The following is a 20,748-nucleotide window of genomic DNA, read 5'->3' as shown; positions in this document are numbered from 1 at the left end:
GCCATGGACCGAACCAGCACGCCAGCAACGCCGCCCCGACGCGGCTCGGAAGCGCCGCACGCCGTAAGGGTGAGCGCGCCCGGGCGCCTGCACGTCGGTTTCCTGGATCTCGGCGGCGCTCTCGGACGGCGTTACGGCGGGCTCGGCCTCTCCCTCGAGACGCCTGTCACCCGCGTGACGTTGCGCCGCGCGCCCCGCCTGAGCGCGACGGGCCCTGACGCCGACCGCGCCGCGGCTGCGGTCCGCACGCTCGCCGCCGCGTTCAAGCTGTCCGACAAGGTGGCGGTGGAGGTCGAGGAGGCCCTGCCGGCGCACGCCGGCCTTGGATCGGGCACTCAACTCGGGCTCGCCGTCGGGGCGGCTCTGGCGCGGTTGGAGGCGTTGAACGTCAGCCCCCGAGCGCTCGCCGCGTCGCTGGGACGCGGCCAGCGCTCCAGCATCGGCCTCGGCGCGTTTGAAACCGGCGGGGTGATTCTCGACGGCGGACGCGGCGCCCGCGACGAGCCGCCGCCGATCGTCGCCCGCGCTGCGATCCCCTCGTCCTGGCGAATCCTGCTGATCTACGACCACGCCCTCGCCGGGCTGAGCGGTCAGCGCGAGACCGCCGCGATGGCGAGCCTGCCGCCCTTCCCCGAAGAGCTGGCCGATCGGCTGTGCCGTCTCGCCGTGCTCGGCGCGATGCCCGCCGCCGCCGAAGGGGACGCGCACGCCTTCGGACGCGCGATCGGCGAGATGCAGCGGCGCCTCGGCGATCATTTCGCAAAGGCTCAGGGCGGGCGCTTCACCAGCGCCGACGTCGCGGAGGCCCTGGCCGTGATCGAAGCGCGCGGCGTGCCGGGCGTCGGCCAGAGCTCATGGGGCCCGACCGGCTTCGCCGTCCTCGGCGACGCGCGGGAGGCCGAGGCGCTCGCGGCGGAGCTCCGCGCGCGCTTCGCCGGCCGGCCGAACGTCGCCTTCGAAATCACCCGCGGCGCGCGCCGCGGGGCCGACATCGAGGACCTTCCCGGCGACGCCGGCGCGGAGGGTCTTCTGCTTACCGGAGAGACGCATGTCCGACGCTGAACCGATCTTCCACATGATCACGCCGCTCAAGCACACGAGCCCGTTCGACGTGAACATGGCGGTGGACGCGGGCTTCCACGTGATCTCGGCGAACGTCGAGGTGGGTCTCAAGGACGTCGTCGGCCTCACCCAGGACGCGATGTTCTCGCGCTCGCCGGACGACGCCAAGCGCACCGTGCTGTTCATCGGCGGCAAGGACGCGAGCCTGGCGCTCGACCAGATGAAGGCCGCAGGCGGCGCGCTGTTCGCGCCGTTCGAGATCTCGATCTTCGCCGACCCCGCAGGCTCCTTCACCACCGCGGCCGCGATGATCGCCTTGGTTGAGAAGCATCTGGCCGGGAAGCGCCCCGAAGGCCTGAAGGGCGCGAAGGTGCAGATCTACGGCGCGACCGGCATCGTCGGCGGCATCGCGGCGGTGATCGCCGCCCAGCAGGGCGCGGAGGTCACGCTCGTCAGCCACCGGGTGATCGAGGACGTCGAGGTCAAAGCGATCGACTTCAAGAAGCGCTTCGGCGTCATTCTGGATTGCGCCGTCGCGACCGACGACGCCGAGAAGAAGGCGCTCGTGCCGCAGGCCGAGGTGATCCTGACGGCGGCTTCCGCCGGCGTCGAGGTCATCTCACGCGACGTGCTGGAGGCCGCCACAAGCCTGCTGGTCGCGGCCGACATCAACGCCGTGCCCCCCACGGGCATCGCGGGCGTCGGCGCCAACGACGATGGGATCGCCCTGCCCTACGGCGTCGGCGTGGGCGCTCTGGTGATCGGCCAGCTGAAGTACCAGGTGCAGCACCAGATCCTGAAGCGGATCCGCAATTCCGACGTGGCGCTCAGAGTGGGCGTCCTTGAGGCCTATGAGCTCGCCCGCACCCTTTCGGCCTGACCCCTTCGACGTCGTCGTCGTCGCCCTTTCCGCCCGCGCGCTCGCGCGTTCGGCGAAGCGCGCGGGTCTGCGCGCGCTCAGCCTCGACCTGTTCGCCGACGCCGACACGCGCGAGCATGCGGCGCGGGCTGTGCGCGTCGAGGGGGGGGCGCGCGGATTCGTCCGCCGCCGGCTGTTGGCGGCGCTCGAGCGGCATGCGCCGCCTGGAACGCCGGTCGTGCTCGGGGCCGGCTTCGAGCACGCGCCGGGACTAATGGCCGCGATCGATCGTCGCTGGCCGGTGAGCGGAGCCTCCGCCGAGACCGTGGCGCAGCTCAAGGACCCGTTCGAGCTCGCCGCGATGTTGCGTCGGATCGAGGCGCCGCATCCGCCCGTCGCCGCCGACGCGCGGCCGGGTTGGCTCTCCAAGCGCGCCGGCGCGTCCGGCGGAGGGCATATTCGCCTTGGCGGACGCGCGGCGCGCGGCCGCTATTTCCAGCAACCCGCAGCCGGCGCTCCGCTCTCGGCGCTGTTCCTCGCCGACGGTCGCCGGGCGATGCTCATCGGCTTCTCGCGTCAATGGAGCGACCCGGCGGCGCACGCGCCGTTCCGGTACGGCGGGGCGGTCGGGCCTGTGCCGGTCACCAACGCGATGCGATCAGCCGTCGAGACCTGCATCGACGGGATCGTGGCGGAAACCGGCCTGCGCGGACTTGCGAGTCTCGATCTTCTGGTCGAGGGCGACGCCTTCGTCGTGCTTGAGGTCAATCCTCGACCCGGCGCGACGCTCGACGTGTTCGACCGGGGACCGGCGTCCCTGCTCGCCGCTCATCTGGACGCCTCCGCAGGGCGGCATCCCACCGCGCCGCCCGCGGCCCTGGCGCCCCAGGCGGCGGCGGTTATCTACGCTCCCGCCGACTGCGCCGTCGCCGGCCTCGAGCGGCCCTCGTGGACCGCCGACTGGCCCGCGGCCGACGACGTCATTCCCCGCGGCGCGCCGGTCTGCACGGCGTTCGCCGCCGCCGCCACTCCCGAGGCCGCGCGCGGGCTGGTCTCAGCGCGGCGCTTGCGCCTCCTAACCTCGCTCGGCGCGGTCCTTCCGGCCGCCCGGCCAACACGAACAACGGTGTCCGCATGACCCAATCCCGCCCCAGCGTCGGCGCCCTCGTCGCGCCGCACGTCGCCTCCCTCATCGCAGACGCCCAGACGCTGCGGCTCGGCGTGGAGCGCACCGCGACCGGCGCGACCATCGTCGACGCCGGCATCGCCGTCCGAGGCGGTCTCGAGGCGGGCCGGCGCATCACCGAGATCTGCCTCGGCGGGATGGGCAGGGCGACCTTCGCCCCCGACACGCGCTTCCCGCGCTGGAACACGGCGATCCAGATCACCACCGTCGATCCGGTGATCGCTTGCCTCGGCAGCCAGTACGCGGGCTGGAGCCTGTCCGACGGCGATTTCTTCGCCCTCGGCTCCGGCCCCGCGCGCGCTCTCTGGGCCAAGGAGGAGCTGTTCGGAGAGCTCGGCTACAAGGACGCCGCGGAAACCGCGACGCTCGTGCTCGAGACTGACAAGCGCCCGCCGGACTCGCTGATCGCGCACATCGCCAAGGAGTGCGGCGTGGCGGAAGACAAACTGACGCTGATCCTCACCCCCACGACGAGCCTCGCGGGCTCCGTGCAGGTGGTCGGCCGCGTGCTCGAGGTCGCGCTGCACAAGGCGCACTCGCTGCACTTCCCGCTGGAGCGAATCGTGGACGGCGCGGGCGTCGCGCCGGTCCCGCCGCCGGCCGCCGACTTCATGTCCGGCATGGGCCGCACCAACGACGCGGTGCTCTATGGCGGCGAGATCTCGCTCTACGTGGAAGGGCCGGAGGACGAGGCCGAGCAGCTCGCCAACGGCCTTCCCTCCTCGACGTCGCGCGATCACGGCCGCCCGTTCGGGGAGATCTTCGCGGGCTACAACTACGACTTCTACGCCTGCGACGCCGGCCTGTTCTCGCCGGCTGTCGTGACCGTGACGGCGCTGTCGACCGGCAAGAGCTTCACCGCCGGCGCCTACGAGCCGGCGCTGATCGCGAAGTCCTTCGGGGGCTGAACCCTCGCCCTGCGGCGGAGCGTCGGAGCTCCCCCGCAGGGTCCTGTCCGGGAGCGCGCCCCATGACGAACGACGCCGGCGCATGGTCGATCCGCACCGCGGAGCCCGGCGACGTCTCCGCCGTCGCCCGGATCTACGCCGAGCACGTGCTGCACGGCACCGCCTCGTTCGAGGAGGTTCCGCCTGTTGTCGAGGAGATGGCCCGGCGCATGCGCGCGGTGCAGGACGTCGGGCTGCCCTACATCGTCGCGGAGGTCGGCGGCGTGGTCGTGGGCTTCGCTTACGCCGGCCCTCACAGACCCCGCGCAGCCTACCGCCACACGGTCGAGGACTCGATCTACCTTGCCGCGGCGGCGCAAGGCCGCGGCCTCGGACGCGCCTTGTTGGAGCAGCTGATCCTCCGCTGCGAAGCGACGGGGAGGCTCCGCCAGATGATCGCCGTGATCGGCGACAGCGCGAACGCCGGCTCGATTGCCGTTCACGCCCGCGCTGGGTTTCGCATGGTCGGCACCATGACGGACGTCGGCTTCAAGTTCGGGCGGTGGCTCGACACGGTCATCATGCAAAGACCGCTGGGCGGCGCTTGACCGCGCCGCTACTTCAGGCGATGAGCGGGCGTCCACCAAGGGCGATCATAAGACACGCCGCAGCCCAATCGAGTGGAGTTGAGTTGCGGGCTGACGGTCACTGACAATACACGGCGAGTAGCGCCAGCGCCGGTTTAGCTCAGCGGTAGAGCAGCGGTTTTGTAAACCGAAGGTCGGGGGTTCGATCCCCTCAACCGGCACCAGACTGCGTCAGTCGGCGCGCGGCGCTTGATCGGGCGCGATCGCGCGGCTCCGAGGCGGCGCTTGGACCGCCAGCATGCTTCGAATCTTGTCAGCGACGGTCTCGAGCGTGAACGGCTTGGTGATCATGGACATGTTGGCGCCAAGAAATCCGGCGCGAAACTCCGCATTTTCCGCGTATCCCGTCACGAACAGGATCGGCAGCCTCGGCCGGGCGGTCCGCGCCTCGTCAGCCAGCTGGCGGCCGTTCATGCCAGGCAGTCCGACGTCGGAAATCATCATGTCAAAGCGTCGTTCCGAGGCGAGTAGCCGCAGCGCCGCCTGTGCGTCCGCCGCTTCCTCCGTCTCGTAGCCAAGCTCGTTAAGGGCCTCCCGCAGCACCTGTCGGACGGCGTCCTCGTCCTCGACGATCAGCACGCGCTCGCCATCGCCGTCCGCGATCCGCGGTCCGACCGGCTGCACCGCGGCCGCCTGAACGGACGACGATCCCGCGGATGGCAGGTACAGGCTGACGGACGTGCCCTGCCCGACCCTGCTTGAGATCTTGGCCTGTCCCCCGCTCTGCTTCGCGAAGCCATAGACCATGGACAGACCCAGACCCGTGCCTTGGCCGATCGGCTTGGTGGTGAAGAAGGGGTCGAACACCTTCTTCATCCTCTCCGTCGATATCCCAACGCCGGTGTCGGCGATCGTGATGACGATGTAAGCGCCCGCCGGGAGGTCGCGATCGTGCCGTGCGCCGGGCTCGATCTCGACCTCCCGAGTTTCGACTGTGAGCGCCCCGCCGTCCGGCATTGCGTCCCGCGCGTTGATCGCAAGATTTAGAATCGCGCTTTCCAGTTGGTTCGCGTCGGCGATCGCGGCGTCGAGCGGCTCAGCCAGCGAGAGCTGCAACACAATGCTCTCGCCAATCGTCCGCAGCAGCAGCTCTTCGAGCGAGCGCACGAGCGCGTTGACGTCGATGGCCCGTGGATCAAGCGACTGGCGGCGCGAGAAGGCGAGGAGGCGCTGGGTCAAGTTCGCGGCGCGCTGCGCTGACGTGGAGGCCGCCGTCATGAACCGTTCGAGGTCGTCAAGGCGGCCTGAGTCGATCCGTCGCCGAATGATGTCGAGTGAGCCTATGACGCCCGTAAGCATGTTGTTGAAGTCGTGCGCGATGCCGCCGGTGAGTTGGCCGACGGCCTCCATCTTCTGAGCTTGGCGCAGTTGTTCCTCGGCGCGCTCGCGATCCGCGACCTCCGTCCGAAGCTGCTGCAGCGCCTGCTCCAGATCACGTGTCCGTTCCTGCACCAGCTCATCGAGCTTGTCGGCCACCCGCTTCTGGGCGGCGATGCTGTCCCGAATCTCGTACTGCTTGCGGCGGGCGCGCAGCGCCGAGGCGACCGCGCTCACAAGCGACACCGCCCCGATGGGGCGCTCCAACACGATGACGTTGGTGGCGCTTGGCGGCAGGCGGAAACGAACGTGCTCAATATGCCAGGGCGTGGCCCGCGATCGCGGCGCAGTCAGGAACAGGATGGGCAGATCCGCCCAGGGCTCCTGAGCGTCCAGAGCGCGCGTCAGCCCCGCGTCGCCGTGCCGCAAAGCCTCTTCGGTCAGCAACAGCGCTCCGATGCGTTCGTCCCGAAGGGCGTCCGCGTCTGAGAGATCCGCCAGAGCCCTTGCGCCGTAGCCGGCTTCCTGAAGCAGAGCGACCGTGCTGACGGCGTCGTGGCCAAATGGAGCGCAGACCAGGACGCAGATGTTGTCGCTCGGATCGCTAGGCGCCATCGCCGCGATCTTCCATCAGCGGCGACTGGGGCCCCACATATTCGGGAGTGCCCGTCAGGACGCCTCTAAACTCCGACAGCGGCGCGCCGACTCGAACGCCCTGCGAATCAATCCTCAGCTCGCGGACCGCGTCTTCGTGCTGGCCGCTGCGATTCTTCAGGACCGAGATCGCCTTGCGTATGCGCCCCTCCGCTTCGAAGAAGCGGATAAGTATCACCGCGTCAGACACGTAGGAGATGTCGATCGATCCGGTGACCATGCTCCCGACAAGCCCTGTCTGAGGGTTTATCTGCAACGTCGTTACGCCGCGTTGGTTCAAGTACGACAACAGCTCGTGCACCTGCAGGAGGAGTTGCTGCTCCTGAGGCATCGCCGCCAGGTAGCCGTTCAGGCTGTCGATGATGACAAGGCGGGAGTCGCGCCCCTCAACCTCTTGGCGCACGCGCCAGGCAAACTCTCCCGGCGAAATTTCAGCGGGGTGGATCTGCTGGATGACGAGCCGCCCCGCCTCGATATGAGCCTCGAGATCGAGGCCCATGGCCTTCGAACGCGACAACATGGTGCCGATCCGCTCGTCGAACTCGTAGATCGTGCAGTTCTCGCCACGCTCGCAAGCGGCGAAGACGTACTGCAGCGCGATCGTCGTCTTGCCCGCGCCGGCCGGCCCTGAAATCAGGGTGGTCGTGCCCCGACGCGGGCCGCCGCCGAGAAGTTGGTCGAGCTCCGCGACGCCGCTCGGGACGGGCTCTCCCACGAACGGCTCGTGGTGATCCGCCGCTATCAGGCGCGGGTAAACCTCAAGGCCGCCCTTGCGCAGGACGAAGTCGTGGTACCCGCCGATGAAGTCGACGCCGCGCAGTTTCTGGACCTCAAGCCGCCGACGGGCGGCGCCGAAGTCGAGCGTGAGCCGCTGCAGGGTAATGACACCGTGACAGAGGCTATGAAGATGCGCGTCGCGCTGACCTGACTCTTCGCCGGTGAGGTCGTCGACGATGAAGACCGTGACGTCGAGCGGGGCGAAGAACTGTTTGAGCGCGAGCACCTGGCGGCGGTACCGCAAGGGATCCTGCGCGAGCAGCCGCATCTCAGACAGGCTGTCGAAGACGACGCGGCGCGGCCTGATCCGCTGCACCTCGCTTTTGATCAACTGGATGGTGCCGCCCAGCTCGTTCTCCCAGGGGTGGAGAATCGATTGTTGCCTCTCCGCGCCGAGCGCCTCCTCGGCGGCGGCGAGCTCGAAGATGGAGATCGTGTCGAGGGACCATCCGTGAGAGGCCGCGACCCCGCGCAGCTCTTCGTCGGTTTCGGATAGCGTCACGTAAAGACCTGGCTCGCCCCGCGCGGCCCCGTCCAGCAAGAACTGAAGAGCTAGCGTGGTCTTTCCGGAGCCCGGCGACCCTTCGAGCAGATAGAGCCGGTTCGTGACCAAGCCCCCCCGCAACACGACGTCGAGGCCCTCGTTGCCCGTAGATGTCCGTCCGTCCGCACGCGCCATGTCACACTCCTCGAGGCGGCTCGGTATCATCTATTGGGGCGGTCGGGAAAAAATTACAGACGTCCGACGCGATCGTCCGCGGAATCGCCGCCAGGTGCGCGACGGATCGTTATCAATGGAGCATTCGCGTTGCGTCCGCTCCAGAGTTGCGAGGTGAGTGATGTCCAGCGACCCGTTCAACCTTGACCGCTTTGTTTTTGCGCAGGAGGGGATCTACGCCACGGCCCTCGACGAGCTGCGGACCGGCAGGAAGCGCAGCCACTGGATGTGGTTCGTCTTCCCCCAGCTGAGAGGTCTCGGGATCTCTACGACGGCAACCTTCTACGGCGTCGGGTCAATCGAGGAAGCGCGGGCCTACCTCGCCCATCCCACGCTTGGGCCCCGGCTCGCGGAAAGCTTCGAAGCGACGTTGCAGCATGCGGACCGCGGGCTGCATGGCATCTTCGGATCGCCGGACGACATGAAGTTCCGCTCGTCGGCGACGCTGTTCGCGCAGGCGAGCCCCGACCGCGGCGTCTTCGCGCGCGCGCTCGAGACCTTTTGCAGCGGGGAGCGCGATCCGAAGACGATCGAGCTTTTGGCCAGAGCCGCGAGCCACGGGTCTTCAGGAGCAGTGTGAGAGACCGCTTCCGGACGCGTTTGCAGAGGCTGAAGACGTCGAAGACGGGTTGCGCCGAGCGCGGAATGGCTCTAGAGCATCGCGACCCGCGAGGGTGTCGGAGCGTGGCGCAGCCCGGTTAGCGCACTAGTCTGGGGGACTAGGGGTCGGAGGTTCAAATCCTCTCGCTCCGACCATTCTTTTCGAAACGTCGATCGGGCGCCCCGTGAAGCCAGCGCTTCGCGCCTCCCCAATTCCCAGGACCGCTCCGCCGATGGATGACTACCAGGCTTTGCTCGACCGTCTGAAGACGGCCCAGCGCGAACTCCTGACCGCCGCCGCCAAGGCGAAAACGCTACCTTCCGACGGCGCTCTGCGAAAGATCGCGGATCTCGAAGTGGCCATCGGAGCGGTCGAGCATCTGCTCGACGAAGACGAAGAGGCTTAACGCGGCGACCCGCGTCACGCCCGATTTAAAGATTTCGTGAAGATTTGGGGCCCCGCGGGAACGCGGCGGCCCTTTCGCACGTTCACACGGCAATCAACTTAACAAGCTGAGCGCCGCTCATGTTTTACGTTCTCGAAACCGCCAAGACCTCGAGTGCTCGCCCGATAGACGTCGGTTCGCGCTCGGTCGACACGTTCTCCATGACGCCGGCTCGGCCGGATGAGATCATCGACTATGCCGAATCGGACATTGATTTCGTCGATGATTCGATGCTGAACACTGCGCCGCATAACCCAATTGAACGTCAGTTGCTGACCGGTGACGTTATTGGTCTCGCGTTGATGTCCGGCGCGATTATCTGGAGCGCGATGGGCGCGATCGCCTAACGACGACCCGCCTTGGGGGGCGCGGCTTGCGGATTCTCTACGTCGACGACGAGGCGGACATCCGCGAGATCGTCAGCATGTCGCTCAGCCTAGATCCCGACATCACCGTTGAGACGGTCTCGTCCGGCGCCGAAGCTTTGGCCGCGGTTCGCAACTGCCTTCCAGACGTCATACTCCTCGACGTGATGATGCCCGAGATGGATGGCCCCACGACGCTGTTTCGGTTGAGGGAACGGCCCGAGTCACGAGGGGTTCCCGTTGTCTTTATGACCGCGCGGACGCAGGGCCGCGAGATCCAGCGGTTCAAGGAGCTCGGAGCCTTAGGCGTCATCGCCAAGCCCTTTGATCCCATCGCGCTGGCGTCGGACCTTAAGGCTTTGCTTGCCGGGGCGTCGGCCGGATAAACGCGCCGAACGCCCGGGGCCCATCGCCCACATCGAGCGTATTCTCGACCTTCAAGGTCGCGACGTCGATCACCGACACCGCGTTCGAGAACCAATTGGCGACGTAAATCTTCGTCTGGTCCGCGGAGGCTTCTACGCCTTCGGGGTACTCCCCGACCGGCACCGTGGCGAGCGTTTGCAGCGTCGTGACGTCGAACACGGAGACGCTCTCCGCGTATTGATTGCTGACGAACGCCCTGTCGGCGGCGAGACCGACGACATAGGGCCGTTCACCGACCTTCACGACTCCCACCACCTTTCGGCTCGCGATGTCGATGACGGAGACATCGTTACTGCCCACGTTCGCCGTGTAGGCGCGCCGGCCGTCGCGGTCGATGGTCACGCCGAACGGACGCTGGCCGACTGGGACCGTGGCGACGCGGTGCAGGGTCTTGAGGTCGACGAACGACACCTGATCAGAGTCCCGGTCCGCCGAGAGCAGCGTGGCGCCGTCCGGCGTCACCGCAAGGCCGGAAGGTGAAGCGCCGACGTCGACGCGGGCGGTCACGGCGCGAGCGACGGGATCAACGACGAGGATGTGCTTCGCGTACCAGTCCGCCACATAGACGGGCGAGCCGCCGGGATGGACGGCGACGCCAAGCGGGCCGCCTTCCAGCGAAATGCGATCGAGCACCGTACGGCCTGCCGCGTCGACTACCGTCAGCGCCTTGCCTTCGGGACTAGTGACGTAGACTCGCGCCCCATCGGCGCTCACCGCAACGCCCGCCGGCTTTCCCCCGATGGGGATGGTCGCGACAGTTTTGCCGGTGGCCAGATCGAGAACGGTTAGGTCGTCGCCGTTCTGGTTCGTGATGAAGGCCTCGTCGGCGCTGGCGGCGCCTGCGACGACGAGGCTTAGCGCGACCATGGCCGCGCGCATGGGAGGGGTCAGCTTCCCTTCTCGACCTTTTCCTTCACCGAAGCGAGGCCGGCCTGGTAGAGCTCGTTAACGGCCTTGATGGCCGCCTCGTCCGAGAGCTCCGGCGGCGGATCGTTGTTCGGGAAGCCGCGGTAGAACGCGCCCTGCCACGTCACCGTCGACTTGTCGCCCTCACCTTTGACGCTGATGTGCGAGGAGTAGTTGGTGACTGGCAGCACCTTCACGTCAACCTCGGTGATCCGATAGGCGTAGGTCTTCGTGTCGGCGTCGTACTTCGTAAGCTGCTCCTTGACGGTCGCTCCGCCCTTGAGCGTCAGCGTGCGCGTCGCATCCTTGTCGTTGCCGCCCGAGCCCTCGGTCTTCTCGACCGGCGGCAGCCAGCTCATGTCCTGGAAGTTGCCGATCACGGTCCAGACCTTGTCGGGCGCCGCGTTGATCTCAATCGACTGGGTGGTCTTCTGGCGCGTCGGGCCATGAGCCTCGGCCGCGCCGGCGAAGCCGACCAACAACGCCGCCGCCGCAGCGAGCAGTTGAAACTTCATGCGTGTGCTTCCTTCCGGTGGTCGGCCGTCCGCGTGGAGCGTCATCGGAGGCCTGTTGGGCCCTGGGGCCAGCGGGCGCAGTGAACCAAAGCCGCGCGGTCGGATAAAGGCCCGCGGCTTTGTCCCTTCGCCGCACCCCGGCTCAGAACCGGTAGCCGATTCCCAATTGCGCGCCACGCTCGTCAAGCGCGTCGCGCGCCGCAGGCGTTGCGAAGACAGCGGCGTAAATCGTCATCGTCGACGTCAGGTCAAGGAGGGCGGCCGCTTGAACCTTGTGGGTGCGCTGCTTCAGCGCATAGGGGCCGTCCCATCGGCCCTGGCCGAAGACGTTGAAGCTCTGCGCCAGAAGCAACCAGCGTGGGGCGGGGCGGACGCCAAGCGTCGCGTCGACCCGGATCTCGTTCGCGGGATCGCCGCTCCGCGTCCTGTAGCCCGCTTGGACGTCGAGGAAGGCCGGCCGCGCGAAAGCGTCGAAGCTGCGCGCCACGAGAAGACGCACGTCGACCTGATCATCCGTCTCGCCGATCGCGGCAAGGCCATCCGAACGCTTCGCGCCGGCGATCACGACTCCCCCCTGCGCGGAGACGATCCAGGCGCCGGGTTCGGCCAGTCGGATGCGCGCCCCGAGCTCAGTGCGCCCCAAGCCGCTTCTTTGCGCGCGCTCCTCGCCCGAGACGGTGATCTGCTGAAGAGCCCCTGCGCCAAAGACAGTCAGGCCATCTGTGACGCCATGTTCGACGTAGAGCTGAAGCTCCTGCTTCTTGAGCCGATCGCGCGCTCTGAGCCGCCCACGAGCGTCGAAGTAATGATCGCCGGACGTCACGTAGGCCGTCGCAAACAGCTTCGTCTCACCGTTCCTAAGCGTGAACGCTCCCGCGCACGCCGCACCCGGCGCCGCCGCGAGAATTGCAGCGGCCATAGCCCACCGCGCCGCCCAGGTCATCGTTGCCCCCGCCCCTGGGCCACGATTTTGCCGCAATACAATTTAAATGCGCAACAGTTGATTCGCTATGCACGCCATGCCGCAGCTCTTGCCTTCAGGATCGCGGCGTTCGAAGCTTGGCGCTAACCTCTCCTCTCCCAAGCGGCTCGCCCCGCCCCACCGCTTCTTCAAGCGCCCGGACTGCTGCTCCGAGGTCGTGAAGCCCGAGCGTCGGCGCCGTTCCCGCGACCGTGTGAAGGCCCCGCTGGAGCGCGACGCGAGCGTCTTCGTCGCCTGCGCAGGCCGCCGCGGCGAGGCTTTCAAGCTCCGCCAACCTGTCGTCGAAGCTCGCGAGAAAGCGCGTCCTTACCGCCTCGACGGCGGCCGTGATCTTCGCGCGGCGCTCGGCCTCGCCGTCCGTCACAACGCTAGTAATCCCATTCCACGGCGACGCCAGCGGAGGCGTCGCCGCTCGCGCCCGTTTCGCCCTGGACCTTCACGTTCTTCGTCACGTCGATGTCGACGGTGACCCGGCTCGAGTCCGGGCTCGTGCCCTGACGGACGCCGAGATAGATGTTGTCGGAGATATACCGACCCACGCCCACCGCAGGTCCTCCGCCCTGCCCGTCGCCCGCGGTGACGTCGAGGACGTCCACCCCCAGGCTCTTGCGCACGCTGTCGAGCGCGCCGGAGCCCGCGCCGCCGGTGTACTGCGCGAGGCCCTGCGCCAGTTGCAGCGCTTCGCTCGCGTTCAGTTCGCCGGCCGACTTCTTGAACAGCAGACGCGCCAGCACTTCGTCGGTCGGCAGCGTCGGTTGGGAGGTGAAGTTGATCTGCGGCCGCGACGCGGTCCCAGTCACGATGACTTGGGCGGTGATGTCCCGCGCCTTGGTCTCGGCGAGAAAATCGAGCGTCGGATCGAGATCGCCGGCGAAGGACACCGATCCGCGGGTGAAGGTGAGCCTCTGGCCGATGACCACGATCTGGCCGCGGCCGGAGCGCAGTTCGAACGCGCCGACCGGCTGCGGATTGGCCGAGGTTCCGGCCAACTTGATGGAGCCGCCGGCTTCCGACGTGATGCCCATTCCGCGAATAAAGATGCGGTCATTGGCCTGGACGTCGATGTCGAGGGTCGCGACAAATCCGTCCTCCGACTTCGCAGTCTTCTTGCCGGCGTTCACGGCTTTGAGCTGCGACGTCACGCGGGCCGGCGCGCCCCGATGCTTGACGCCTTCGAGCGGTGTGTACTGAGCGGGCAGCCGATCCGGGATCTGGATTTCCACGGACCGCGCCCGGATGTTGCCGGAGACGATCGGCCTGCGGGCGAGCGCCCCTTGAAGCGTAAGGTTACTGTCGATCACAGCGGTCACGATGTCGGTGCCCACGACCTCAGCGTTCTGCGCTTGGATGCGGATCTCACCCGGGAAGCCGCGCCCGGGATCGACCGCCACTCGTCCGGAGCCTGAGATCGTGCCGCCATTGCGGGTGGTGGCGCGCAGGCTCCTAACCTCGACGTTCGTTCCGCTGCCGGCGACGACGGCCTGGATGCCGCGCAGCTGGAGACCCGAGGCGCGGTTGGAGTAGGACGCGTTCTCGAGCCGCGCCGTGCCGTCGATCGCCGGCGCGGACGTGGATCCGCCGACCTTCACGTCGAAGCTGGCGGCGCCGTCGACGCGGTCTCCCGAGACCGAAAGCGTGTCGTTGAGGAAGGCGAGCGGGGCGCGCCCAACCACGCGGAGATCCAGGTTCCCTTGTCCCAGCGGCGCCGACCCGTTCGCGGTGACCCGAAGCCCGCCCGCGCCGGTGACGACCGTCTCCGTCACGACGCGCACGCCTTCGAGCCGACCTTTGCTGTCGATCTGCGCGGCCGGCACGCCCGCGCTGCGCGTCTGCGCCGTCGAGAGGTTGGAGACCTTCACCGTATAGGTTCCGCGAGGCGCGGCGATCGGACCCGAGACCTTGGCGTCCCCTTGCAACGTGCCCTGTGCGCCGAGGCCGGGCGAGAACCCGTTCGCCAGCGCCACGGGAACGCTGCGAAGCTCCACCGTCAGATCGAGGTCGCCGGCGCCGATCGGCGCGACGCCCCTCGCCGTCAGTCGCAGCCCGCCGCCTCCGGTCACCTCGGTGTTGGTGGTCACCCGGGCGCCTTCGAGTTCGCCCTTGGTCGTCACCTGCAGCGCCGGCACGCCCCTGGCCTGGGCCGCCGTCAGACCGGTGATCTTGAAGTCGTAGCCGCCGCGCGGCGCCGAGACTGGGCCGGTGACCTTAGCGCCGCCTTGGAGCCTGCCGGCGAGCCCGAGCTCCGGCATGAAGGCGTTCGCAAGCGACAGCGGCAGCTCGGCGATGGCGATGTCCATGTCGAGCGGGCCGGCGCCGATCGGTGCCGATCCCTTCGCTGTGGCCCGGATGCCCCCGCCGCCGGTGATCACCGTGTCGGTCGTGACGCGGACGCCCTGGAGCTCGCCCTTGGTCTCGATCGCCACGGCCGGCACGCCCTTGGCCCTCGAGGAGGTGAACCCGTCGATCTTCGCCGCATAGGTTCCCCGCGGAGCCGCGATCGGACCGGTCACCTTGGCGTCGCCGTTCAGCTGACCTGCTAGCCCGAATCCCTCAACGAAGCCGTTCGCGAGCTTCAGCGGCAGAGCCCGGATCGAGACGTCCATGTCGAGATCGCCGGCGGCGATCGGCGCCGAGCCGACGGCCGTCAGCCGCAACCCGCCGGCGCCAGTTACGGTGGTGTCGGTTGTCACCCGATCGCCGACGTAGCGCCCCTTGGTCGCGACCGTCAGCGGCCCGACGTCGGACGCGCGGGTCTGCGACATGGAGAGGTCGCGCATCGTCACGTCGAAGTCGGCGACGGGGGCCGTGGCGGGTCCGGTGACCTTGGCCGTCGCGCCCAGCGCGCCGCGCACGCCAAGGTCCGGCGCGAAGGCGTTGGCGAGCGCAAGCGGCAGATCGCGAATGACGACGGAGAGATCGAGCGTCTGGCCCGCCTTGCCCGATAGGTCCAAGGCGCCGCCCTGTCCCGCTTTCAATGCGAAGGCGTCGATGAACACGTCCGGTCCGATCAGTCGCACTTTTGCGGGGCCTGCGAGGGTCGCCTCTTGGCCGCCGCCTTTCAGATCGAGCTTGGACAGGTCGATGCGAGTCTCAGCCGGCGCATAGACCACGCGACCGGCGGCGGAGGCCGCGGTGCCCAGCGCCGTCACGTCGGCGGTCACGTCCATGCCGTCCGGCGCGCCCTTCGCCTTGATCGCGAGACGTTCGACGACTTGCCCCCCCACCGCGATCCCAGATCCGTTGACGACGCCGTCCACGGTGATCTTGCCGGTGGGATCGAGCACAGTGGTCGCGACGTCGATCTTGCCGACGCGAGCGCCCGGCGCGGCGATGTCGGCGCCGTTCGCCGTCACAACCGCTTTCTGCACGCCGTTTTCGACAGAAAGCCCGACGTCCGCGGACAGCCGACCGCCGAGTTCCATTAACGCCAGCGCGCCGACTTCCGCGAGGTCGGGAGCGGCGATCGCCATCCGGCCGGTCGCAAGCCCTGCGGGAGTGATCGAGACGCCGCCCTTGACGCTCGCGGTCGCGACGACGAGGTCGACGTCCTCAAGCCTGCGCGCGCCGTCGGCCTCGGTGACGAGCCGCCCCTGGCCACGCACGGGCTTACCGTCCAGCGAGCCGCCGAGACGGACGACCCCGCCGACCGCGCCGGTCACGTCCGTCGCATCGACGTCAACGGTGAGGTCCTTGATCACACGGTCCATCGCCCGACCCTCGGGAACGGCGAGCTTCGCCGTCACGGCGAGATCGTCGAGCCGGCCGGTAAGCTTGCCGTCGAGCGTGGCGCGGCCGGCCGCGCGGGGATCGACGAGGTAGAGATCCTCGACCTCGGCGCGGAAGGTGACGTCGGCGTCCTGCAGGGTTGCGGAGCCGTCCGCCGCCAGCGAGACGTGCTTGCCGGTGAGCTTCAAACCGTTGAACGCGAACGAGCCGTTCTCGGCGCGCACCACTCCGCCCGTGATCGCGAGGTCGCCTCCGGTCAGCGCGTCGACCTGATCGACGCCGACCTTCAGACCCTTGCCCTCGCCGTTCGCCGCGACCGCCAGCCGCGACAGATCGAAGGCCACATCGACGTCGGCCGCGAGGTTGGCGGACCCCGCCAAGGCGCGCCCCGCCAACGCGGACAAAGGCGAGAGATCTGCGGCCGCAAGCATGATCTTGCCCTTCGCCATGTCCGCGGAGACGGCGCCGGCGTAAGACGCCTTGATGTCGCCAAGCGCGACGTCCGCTTTCGCGATGTCCGCGGCGCCGGCGACGGTGGCGACCAAGTCGAAGGCCGCCGTTAGGTCCCGACCCGCCCCGGCGAGCAGCCGGTCGTCGGCGAAGGTGACGCTCTTGGCGTCGATCGTTCCCTTCGCCGCAATTCGGGTCGCATCGTCGGTAAGCGGTCCGTTCGGCTCCGCGTCGAGAGTGATATGCGCGGTCGCCGCGCCGCCTTGCGTCGCGTTCAGGCCGGTCCCGTCGACCGTCGCCACGATGTGGGGGTGCGTGAACGGCCCCTTCGCGGAACCGACCGCGGAGATGGCGCCCCAGGCGATCCCCGGCGGCAGCAGGGCCGCGAAGCGCGAAGCGTCGCCCGCCTTGAGGTCATAGGCGACGTCGAGCGTCTCGGCGGCCAGATCGACTGCGCCTTTGACCGCGAGGCGGGCCGCGGGAAGATCGAACACGGCGTCCGCGATGCGGATGGCGCCTTCCGTGGGCACGAAGGCGTCGATGTTCGCCTTCGTCGGGCCATCCACGAGCGCGGCGTAGGCCGGCGGCGCGATGCGTCCGACGTCGCCGTCAAGCGAGAGCTTGACCCTGCGTCCCGCCCCCTCGCCCGCCAACTCCACCACCGCATCGAGCCGGCCCCGGTCTCCCGCCGTCAGCGCCGCCTGCACGCGCAGCGCGTCGAGCGTTCCGCCGCCTTCGATCCCTAAATCGATTGGAGGTTGGCCGGGCATGTCGGCCAGCCGCGCGATCAGCCCGCCGGCGGGTTCGCCGCCGCGGATCGAAATCTGAAACCGCTCGGTCTGCGGGGAGAAGCTTGCGGAGCCCTTGATCCGCCCTGCAACGCCATCGATGCGGCGCACGTCGAAGCGAGCGTCGACCCCGTCCCGTGGGTTGCGCAGCGACGCGGACATGTCGGCGGCGAGCCGCGCGGGCACGCCCATGAGCGCCTGTGCGAGATTGAGATCGTCCACCGCAAGGCGCTTCAACTCGATCTCGACGGGCAGGTCGGGGATCAGCGGCGCGTTGGGATCGGAAACCGGTTCCGGCTCGGTCGAGGCCGGCAGATTTGGCGCGCGCGCGACGTCCACGCGACCGAGCTCCAGCGCTTCGACCTGCACCTTGCGAGAAAACAGAGCGAGCGGGGCCCAGGCGAGACGCACCCGGTCAATCGTCAGCCAGACGCCATCGCGATCGGCCAGAGCGAGGTCGCGGATGGTGAGATCATCCGGGAACGATCCCTCGATCTTGCCGATCGCGATCTTCGAGTCGGCCGTGCTGCCGTAGGTCTGGGCGAGATTCGCGATCGTCGCGAGACCCGTCTCGGTGCGGGCGAAGACGAAGAGCCCAGCGACCAGAACGACCGGGATCATCAGCAGGACGACGAGGACGATCAGCGCGCGCTTCAGAATGGCCATCGGATTCCGTTCGCATGCCGCCCCGGATCGCCTCGCGGCGCTGATTGGGCGGACTGTTCGTCCATAGAGCCTGCGCGGACGCCTGATGTACAGGGATACCGTCTATCCAGGCCCTGCTTCGTCAGAACGACTGTCCGACGCTCACGTAGAATGCGACCAGCGGATCGTTTTTCGTCTTGCCCATGACAGGCGTCGCCACGTCGAATCGAATGGGTCCGATCGCGGTGTAATAACGCAGGCCGACGCCCGCGCCGACGCGGATGTTCTCGCCGAAGTCCGGATAGGTCTTGTCGAAGGCGGCGCCGGCGTCGACGAAGGGGACCACGCCGATGGTGTCGGTGATCTTGATCCGCATCTCGGCGGACGCCTCGAGCAGGCTTCGGCCGCCGACGGGCGTGTCCTTCTTGCAGTCGAGGGCCCGCTTAGGCGTGGGCCGCGAGGAATCGCAGTAGGGGCTGGCGCTCTGGTAGGCGAAGCCGCGGACCGAACCGCCGCCGCCTGCGAAGAACCGCCGGTTCGCCGGCACGTCCTCGATCGCGCTCGGCCCGATGATCGAGCCGAAGCCGATGCGCCCCGCGGCGATGAACCGGGCGTCCTCGTCCAGCTTCTGGTAGGCCGAGACCTGCCCCTTGATAATGTTCAGCGAAGGCGCGTCGCCGGTCGTGTTGAAGTATGGCGCGGCCGTCAGGGTGGCGCGGAAGCCCTCGGTCGGGTCGAGCTTGCTGTCGGTGTTGTCGAACGTCGCGCCGAGCGGGAGACCGACCAGCAGGAAATCCTTCTCGCGGAAGGTGTCCCGGATCGTCGAGCCCTCGACCTCGAGACCCGCCTGGATCGAGAGGTCGCTGGTGAGGCGCCGGCGGATGGCGACGGCGGCGCGGGCGCCGTCGCGCCAGTAGGCGTCGGGACGCTCGCGCATCGCCTCAACCTCGGCCAGCAGGTCGTCGAAGCCGCCCCAGATCCCGGGTTTCTCGAACGAGGTCTTGACCGCGTATTCGTAGTCCTTCGGATCGTTGCTGATCAGGCGCGAGGCGCTCGCCTCCACGCGCAGCTTCTCCGCGCCGCCGAACAGGTTGCGGTGGCCCCAGTAGGCGCTGACGCTCGCTCCGTCGGTGGTGCTGTACTTCGCGGCCGCGCCGACGTAGCGGAACTTCTTCTCCTCCACGTCGATCGTCACCGGCACGCGCCCCTGGGCGTCGGGCGCGGTCCCCTCTTTCACGCGGATCGAGGAGAACACGTCGAGCTTCGCAAGCTCGTCCCGCAGTTCGACCATCTTCTCCGGGTCGTACCGGTCGCCGGGTTCGAACGGCACGCGGCCGCGGACCACCGCCGGGTCGACGTCCTTCGTGCCGTTGATCGAAACCTCGCCAAACGGCGAGCGGGGTCCGGCCGCGACGTCGATCGTCACGTCCAGCTTCTTCGCCGCGTGGTCGGCGATCACCTCGCGGTTCGCGACCTTGGCGAAGGGATAGCCATCGCGTCGCAACTGGTCGACGATCTTGGCCTCTGCGCCGAAGACCGCCGACGAGGGCGCCGGCGCCCCGGCTGAGAGGCCGATCTTCTGAGGCTCGATCCGGGGCAGGACGACGGAGCGCTCCGCATTGCGGATGGCGACGCGACCGATTGTGAACACCGGACCCGGGTCGACCTTGATCACCACTGGCACCGGTCGTCGCGACCGCTGCGCCACGTCAGGCGCGCTGGTCGTCGTAACGGAGACGCCGGCGATGGTCACGTCGACGATCGCGCCGTAGCGCCCGGTGGCCATCAGCGCGGCCGCAAGCCGCTCTATGTCGACCTTGGCGCGCCCGACGAGCCCGGCGGCGCCCGGCGGCGAATCTTTCTGAAGAGATTTGAGGGTGGAGGTGTCGTCGACGATCTTCTGAACGGCGGCGTCTCCACCGACGACGGAGACGGTGGTGACGTAGGAGACGCCGGCGACGGCGGTCGCCGCGGCGGAGGTTGCGGCGGGCGGCGCGTCCTGCTGAGCGTGCGCGATTCCTCCCGCGCACAGCGCGGCCGCAGCCGCGCCGGCCAACAACGACCGGCGCACGCCGGGGGGCTTTCGTCTACGCAACGCTCGAATCCCACGCCATCCCGCGCATCTCCCCTCGGATACCACTCACATTCCGTTAACGGGCGGGGCGACACGTACGCAACCCTATGTGGAGCTTTAAAGCCGTTCGTCGAGCAGACGGCGGCAGGCCTCGAGCTCGGCGAGCGCCGCTCGCAGCCGCTCCGCGTGACCCTCCGGCAGAGCGAATGTCGCGCGCTTCGGAGCGGATTCAGGCAGGGGCTCCACGCGAGCGGGGGCGGCGGCTGGCGCAGGAGCCGTCACTTGGGCGGAAGGGGAAACCTCGGACAAGGGCCGGCGCTGCGGCGCCCAGAGTTCCGGCCCGGCTTGCAAGCCCAGCAAACCGACCGACGCTTCGGCCTCCGCGGCGCGGTCGGCGCGCGCTTCGGCCGGATCCTGATCCGCGGCGTCAGACGCAGGCGCGCCGCCCTCCGCATAGGCCGCGACCTTCCGGCCGCCCTGCTCTCTCAAGATCCGCTGGACTCCCCGGATCGTGTAGCCCTCGCCGTACAGCAGGCGCTTGATGCCGGTGAGGAGATCGACGTCGTTGGGGCGGTAGTAGCGGCGTCCGCCGCCCCTCTTGATCGGCTTGATCTGCGGGAAACGGGTCTCCCAGAAGCGCAGCACGTGCTGCGGAACGCCAAGCTCTTCGGCGACCTCGCTTATCGTGCGGAAGGCTTCGGGACCCTTCTCCACAGCT

18 protein-coding genes and 2 tRNA genes are annotated in these 20,748 nt (G+C 68.5%); 11 read left to right on the top strand and 9 right to left on the bottom strand.

The features are described 5' to 3' along the window. Positions 1-69: 69 nt before the first annotated feature. The 6 genes from METY_RS09290 (at position 70) to METY_RS09265 (ending at position 4,805) form a co-directional block, all read left to right on the top strand. Positions 70-1,062, top strand: a complete 993-nt coding sequence (locus METY_RS09290; RefSeq protein WP_103121103.1) for a beta-ribofuranosylaminobenzene 5'-phosphate synthase family protein — start codon at positions 70-72, stop codon at positions 1,060-1,062. Further along, positions 1,049-1,942, top strand: a complete 894-nt coding sequence (locus METY_RS09285) for an NAD(P)-dependent methylenetetrahydromethanopterin dehydrogenase (protein WP_103121102.1) — start codon at positions 1,049-1,051, stop codon at positions 1,940-1,942. Before METY_RS09290 ends, METY_RS09285 begins: the two co-directional genes overlap by 14 nt. After that, complete coding sequence (locus METY_RS09280) at positions 1,914-3,059, top strand: ATP-grasp domain-containing protein (RefSeq protein WP_103121101.1); 1,146 nt, start codon at positions 1,914-1,916, stop codon at positions 3,057-3,059. Before METY_RS09285 ends, METY_RS09280 begins: the two co-directional genes overlap by 29 nt. Beyond that, positions 3,056-4,015 carry a methenyltetrahydromethanopterin cyclohydrolase gene (gene mch / locus METY_RS09275; RefSeq protein WP_103121100.1) on the top strand — a complete coding sequence of 320 codons (960 nt, stop codon included), beginning with the start codon at positions 3,056-3,058 and terminating at the stop codon, positions 4,013-4,015. The genes METY_RS09280 and mch overlap by 4 nt, the downstream gene beginning before the upstream one ends. A gap of 62 nt (positions 4,016-4,077) precedes the next feature. Then, a complete protein-coding gene (locus METY_RS09270; RefSeq protein WP_103121099.1) occupies positions 4,078-4,602 on the top strand; it encodes a GNAT family N-acetyltransferase in 525 nt (174 codons plus the stop codon). Positions 4,603-4,730: 128 nt separating this feature from the next. Continuing rightward, positions 4,731-4,805: transfer RNA gene (locus tag METY_RS09265), tRNA-Thr, on the top strand. Positions 4,806-4,812: 7 nt separating this feature from the next. Here METY_RS09265 and METY_RS09260 read toward each other — a convergent pair. Further along, positions 4,813-6,573: a response regulator gene (locus METY_RS09260; RefSeq protein ID WP_103121098.1), complete on the bottom strand. Its 1,761-nt coding sequence runs from the start codon at positions 6,571-6,573 to the stop codon at positions 4,813-4,815. Then, a complete protein-coding gene (locus METY_RS09255) occupies positions 6,563-8,068 on the bottom strand; it encodes an ATPase domain-containing protein (RefSeq protein WP_103121097.1) in 1,506 nt (501 codons plus the stop codon). Before METY_RS09255 ends, METY_RS09260 begins: the two co-directional genes overlap by 11 nt. A gap of 160 nt (positions 8,069-8,228) precedes the next feature. Here METY_RS09255 and METY_RS09250 point away from each other — a divergent pair, with 160 nt between their 5' ends. The 5 genes from METY_RS09250 (at position 8,229) to METY_RS09235 (ending at position 9,904) form a co-directional block, all read left to right on the top strand. Further along, positions 8,229-8,687, top strand: a complete 459-nt coding sequence (locus METY_RS09250; RefSeq protein WP_103121096.1) for a DUF1810 domain-containing protein — start codon at positions 8,229-8,231, stop codon at positions 8,685-8,687. Positions 8,688-8,785: 98 nt separating this feature from the next. Beyond that, positions 8,786-8,863, top strand: a tRNA-Pro gene (locus METY_RS09245). A 77-nt stretch (positions 8,864-8,940) separates the two neighbouring features. Continuing rightward, entirely contained in the window at positions 8,941-9,114 is a 174-nt protein-coding gene (locus tag METY_RS21215) for a hypothetical protein (protein ID WP_200819637.1), read from the top strand. Between the two features lie 119 nt (positions 9,115-9,233). After that, entirely contained in the window at positions 9,234-9,500 is a 267-nt protein-coding gene (locus METY_RS09240; protein ID WP_103121095.1) for a hypothetical protein, read from the top strand. Between the two features lie 26 nt (positions 9,501-9,526). After that, a complete protein-coding gene (locus tag METY_RS09235) occupies positions 9,527-9,904 on the top strand; it encodes a response regulator (RefSeq protein ID WP_103121094.1) in 378 nt (125 codons plus the stop codon). Here METY_RS09235 and METY_RS09230 read toward each other — a convergent pair. The 7 genes from METY_RS09230 to METY_RS09200 form a co-directional block, all read right to left on the bottom strand. Continuing rightward, entirely contained in the window at positions 9,870-10,823 is a 954-nt protein-coding gene (locus METY_RS09230) for a YVTN family beta-propeller repeat protein (RefSeq protein WP_103121093.1), read from the bottom strand. The two genes, METY_RS09235 and METY_RS09230, sit on opposite strands and share 35 nt — an antisense overlap. 8 nt (positions 10,824-10,831) lie before the next feature. Next, on the bottom strand, positions 10,832-11,365 hold the full coding sequence (locus METY_RS09225) for an SRPBCC family protein (RefSeq protein ID WP_103121092.1): 534 nt from the start codon (positions 11,363-11,365) through the stop codon (positions 10,832-10,834). Positions 11,366-11,507: 142 nt separating this feature from the next. Continuing rightward, positions 11,508-12,284 carry a hypothetical protein gene (locus METY_RS09220; protein WP_244593579.1) on the bottom strand — a complete coding sequence of 259 codons (777 nt, stop codon included), beginning with the start codon at positions 12,282-12,284 and terminating at the stop codon, positions 11,508-11,510. Between the two features lie 118 nt (positions 12,285-12,402). Beyond that, positions 12,403-12,711: an Hpt domain-containing protein gene (locus METY_RS21780; RefSeq protein ID WP_160147335.1), complete on the bottom strand. Its 309-nt coding sequence runs from the start codon at positions 12,709-12,711 to the stop codon at positions 12,403-12,405. A gap of 4 nt (positions 12,712-12,715) precedes the next feature. Next, entirely contained in the window at positions 12,716-17,977 is a 5,262-nt protein-coding gene (locus METY_RS09210) for a translocation/assembly module TamB domain-containing protein (RefSeq protein ID WP_103121090.1), read from the bottom strand. Between the two features lie 121 nt (positions 17,978-18,098). Further along, complete coding sequence (locus tag METY_RS09205) at positions 18,099-20,027, bottom strand: autotransporter assembly complex protein TamA (RefSeq protein WP_244593578.1); 1,929 nt, start codon at positions 20,025-20,027, stop codon at positions 18,099-18,101. Positions 20,028-20,147: 120 nt separating this feature from the next. Beyond that, positions 20,148-20,744 carry a MerR family transcriptional regulator gene (locus METY_RS09200; protein ID WP_103121088.1) on the bottom strand — a complete coding sequence of 199 codons (597 nt, stop codon included), beginning with the start codon at positions 20,742-20,744 and terminating at the stop codon, positions 20,148-20,150. Positions 20,745-20,748 lie beyond the last annotated feature (4 nt).

The organism is Methylopila sp. Yamaguchi (assembly GCF_002897035.1).
In the GTDB taxonomy this organism is placed as follows: Bacteria; Pseudomonadota; Alphaproteobacteria; order Rhizobiales; family Methylopilaceae; genus Methylopila.
This window is presented reverse-complemented; position numbering and strand designations above follow the sequence as displayed.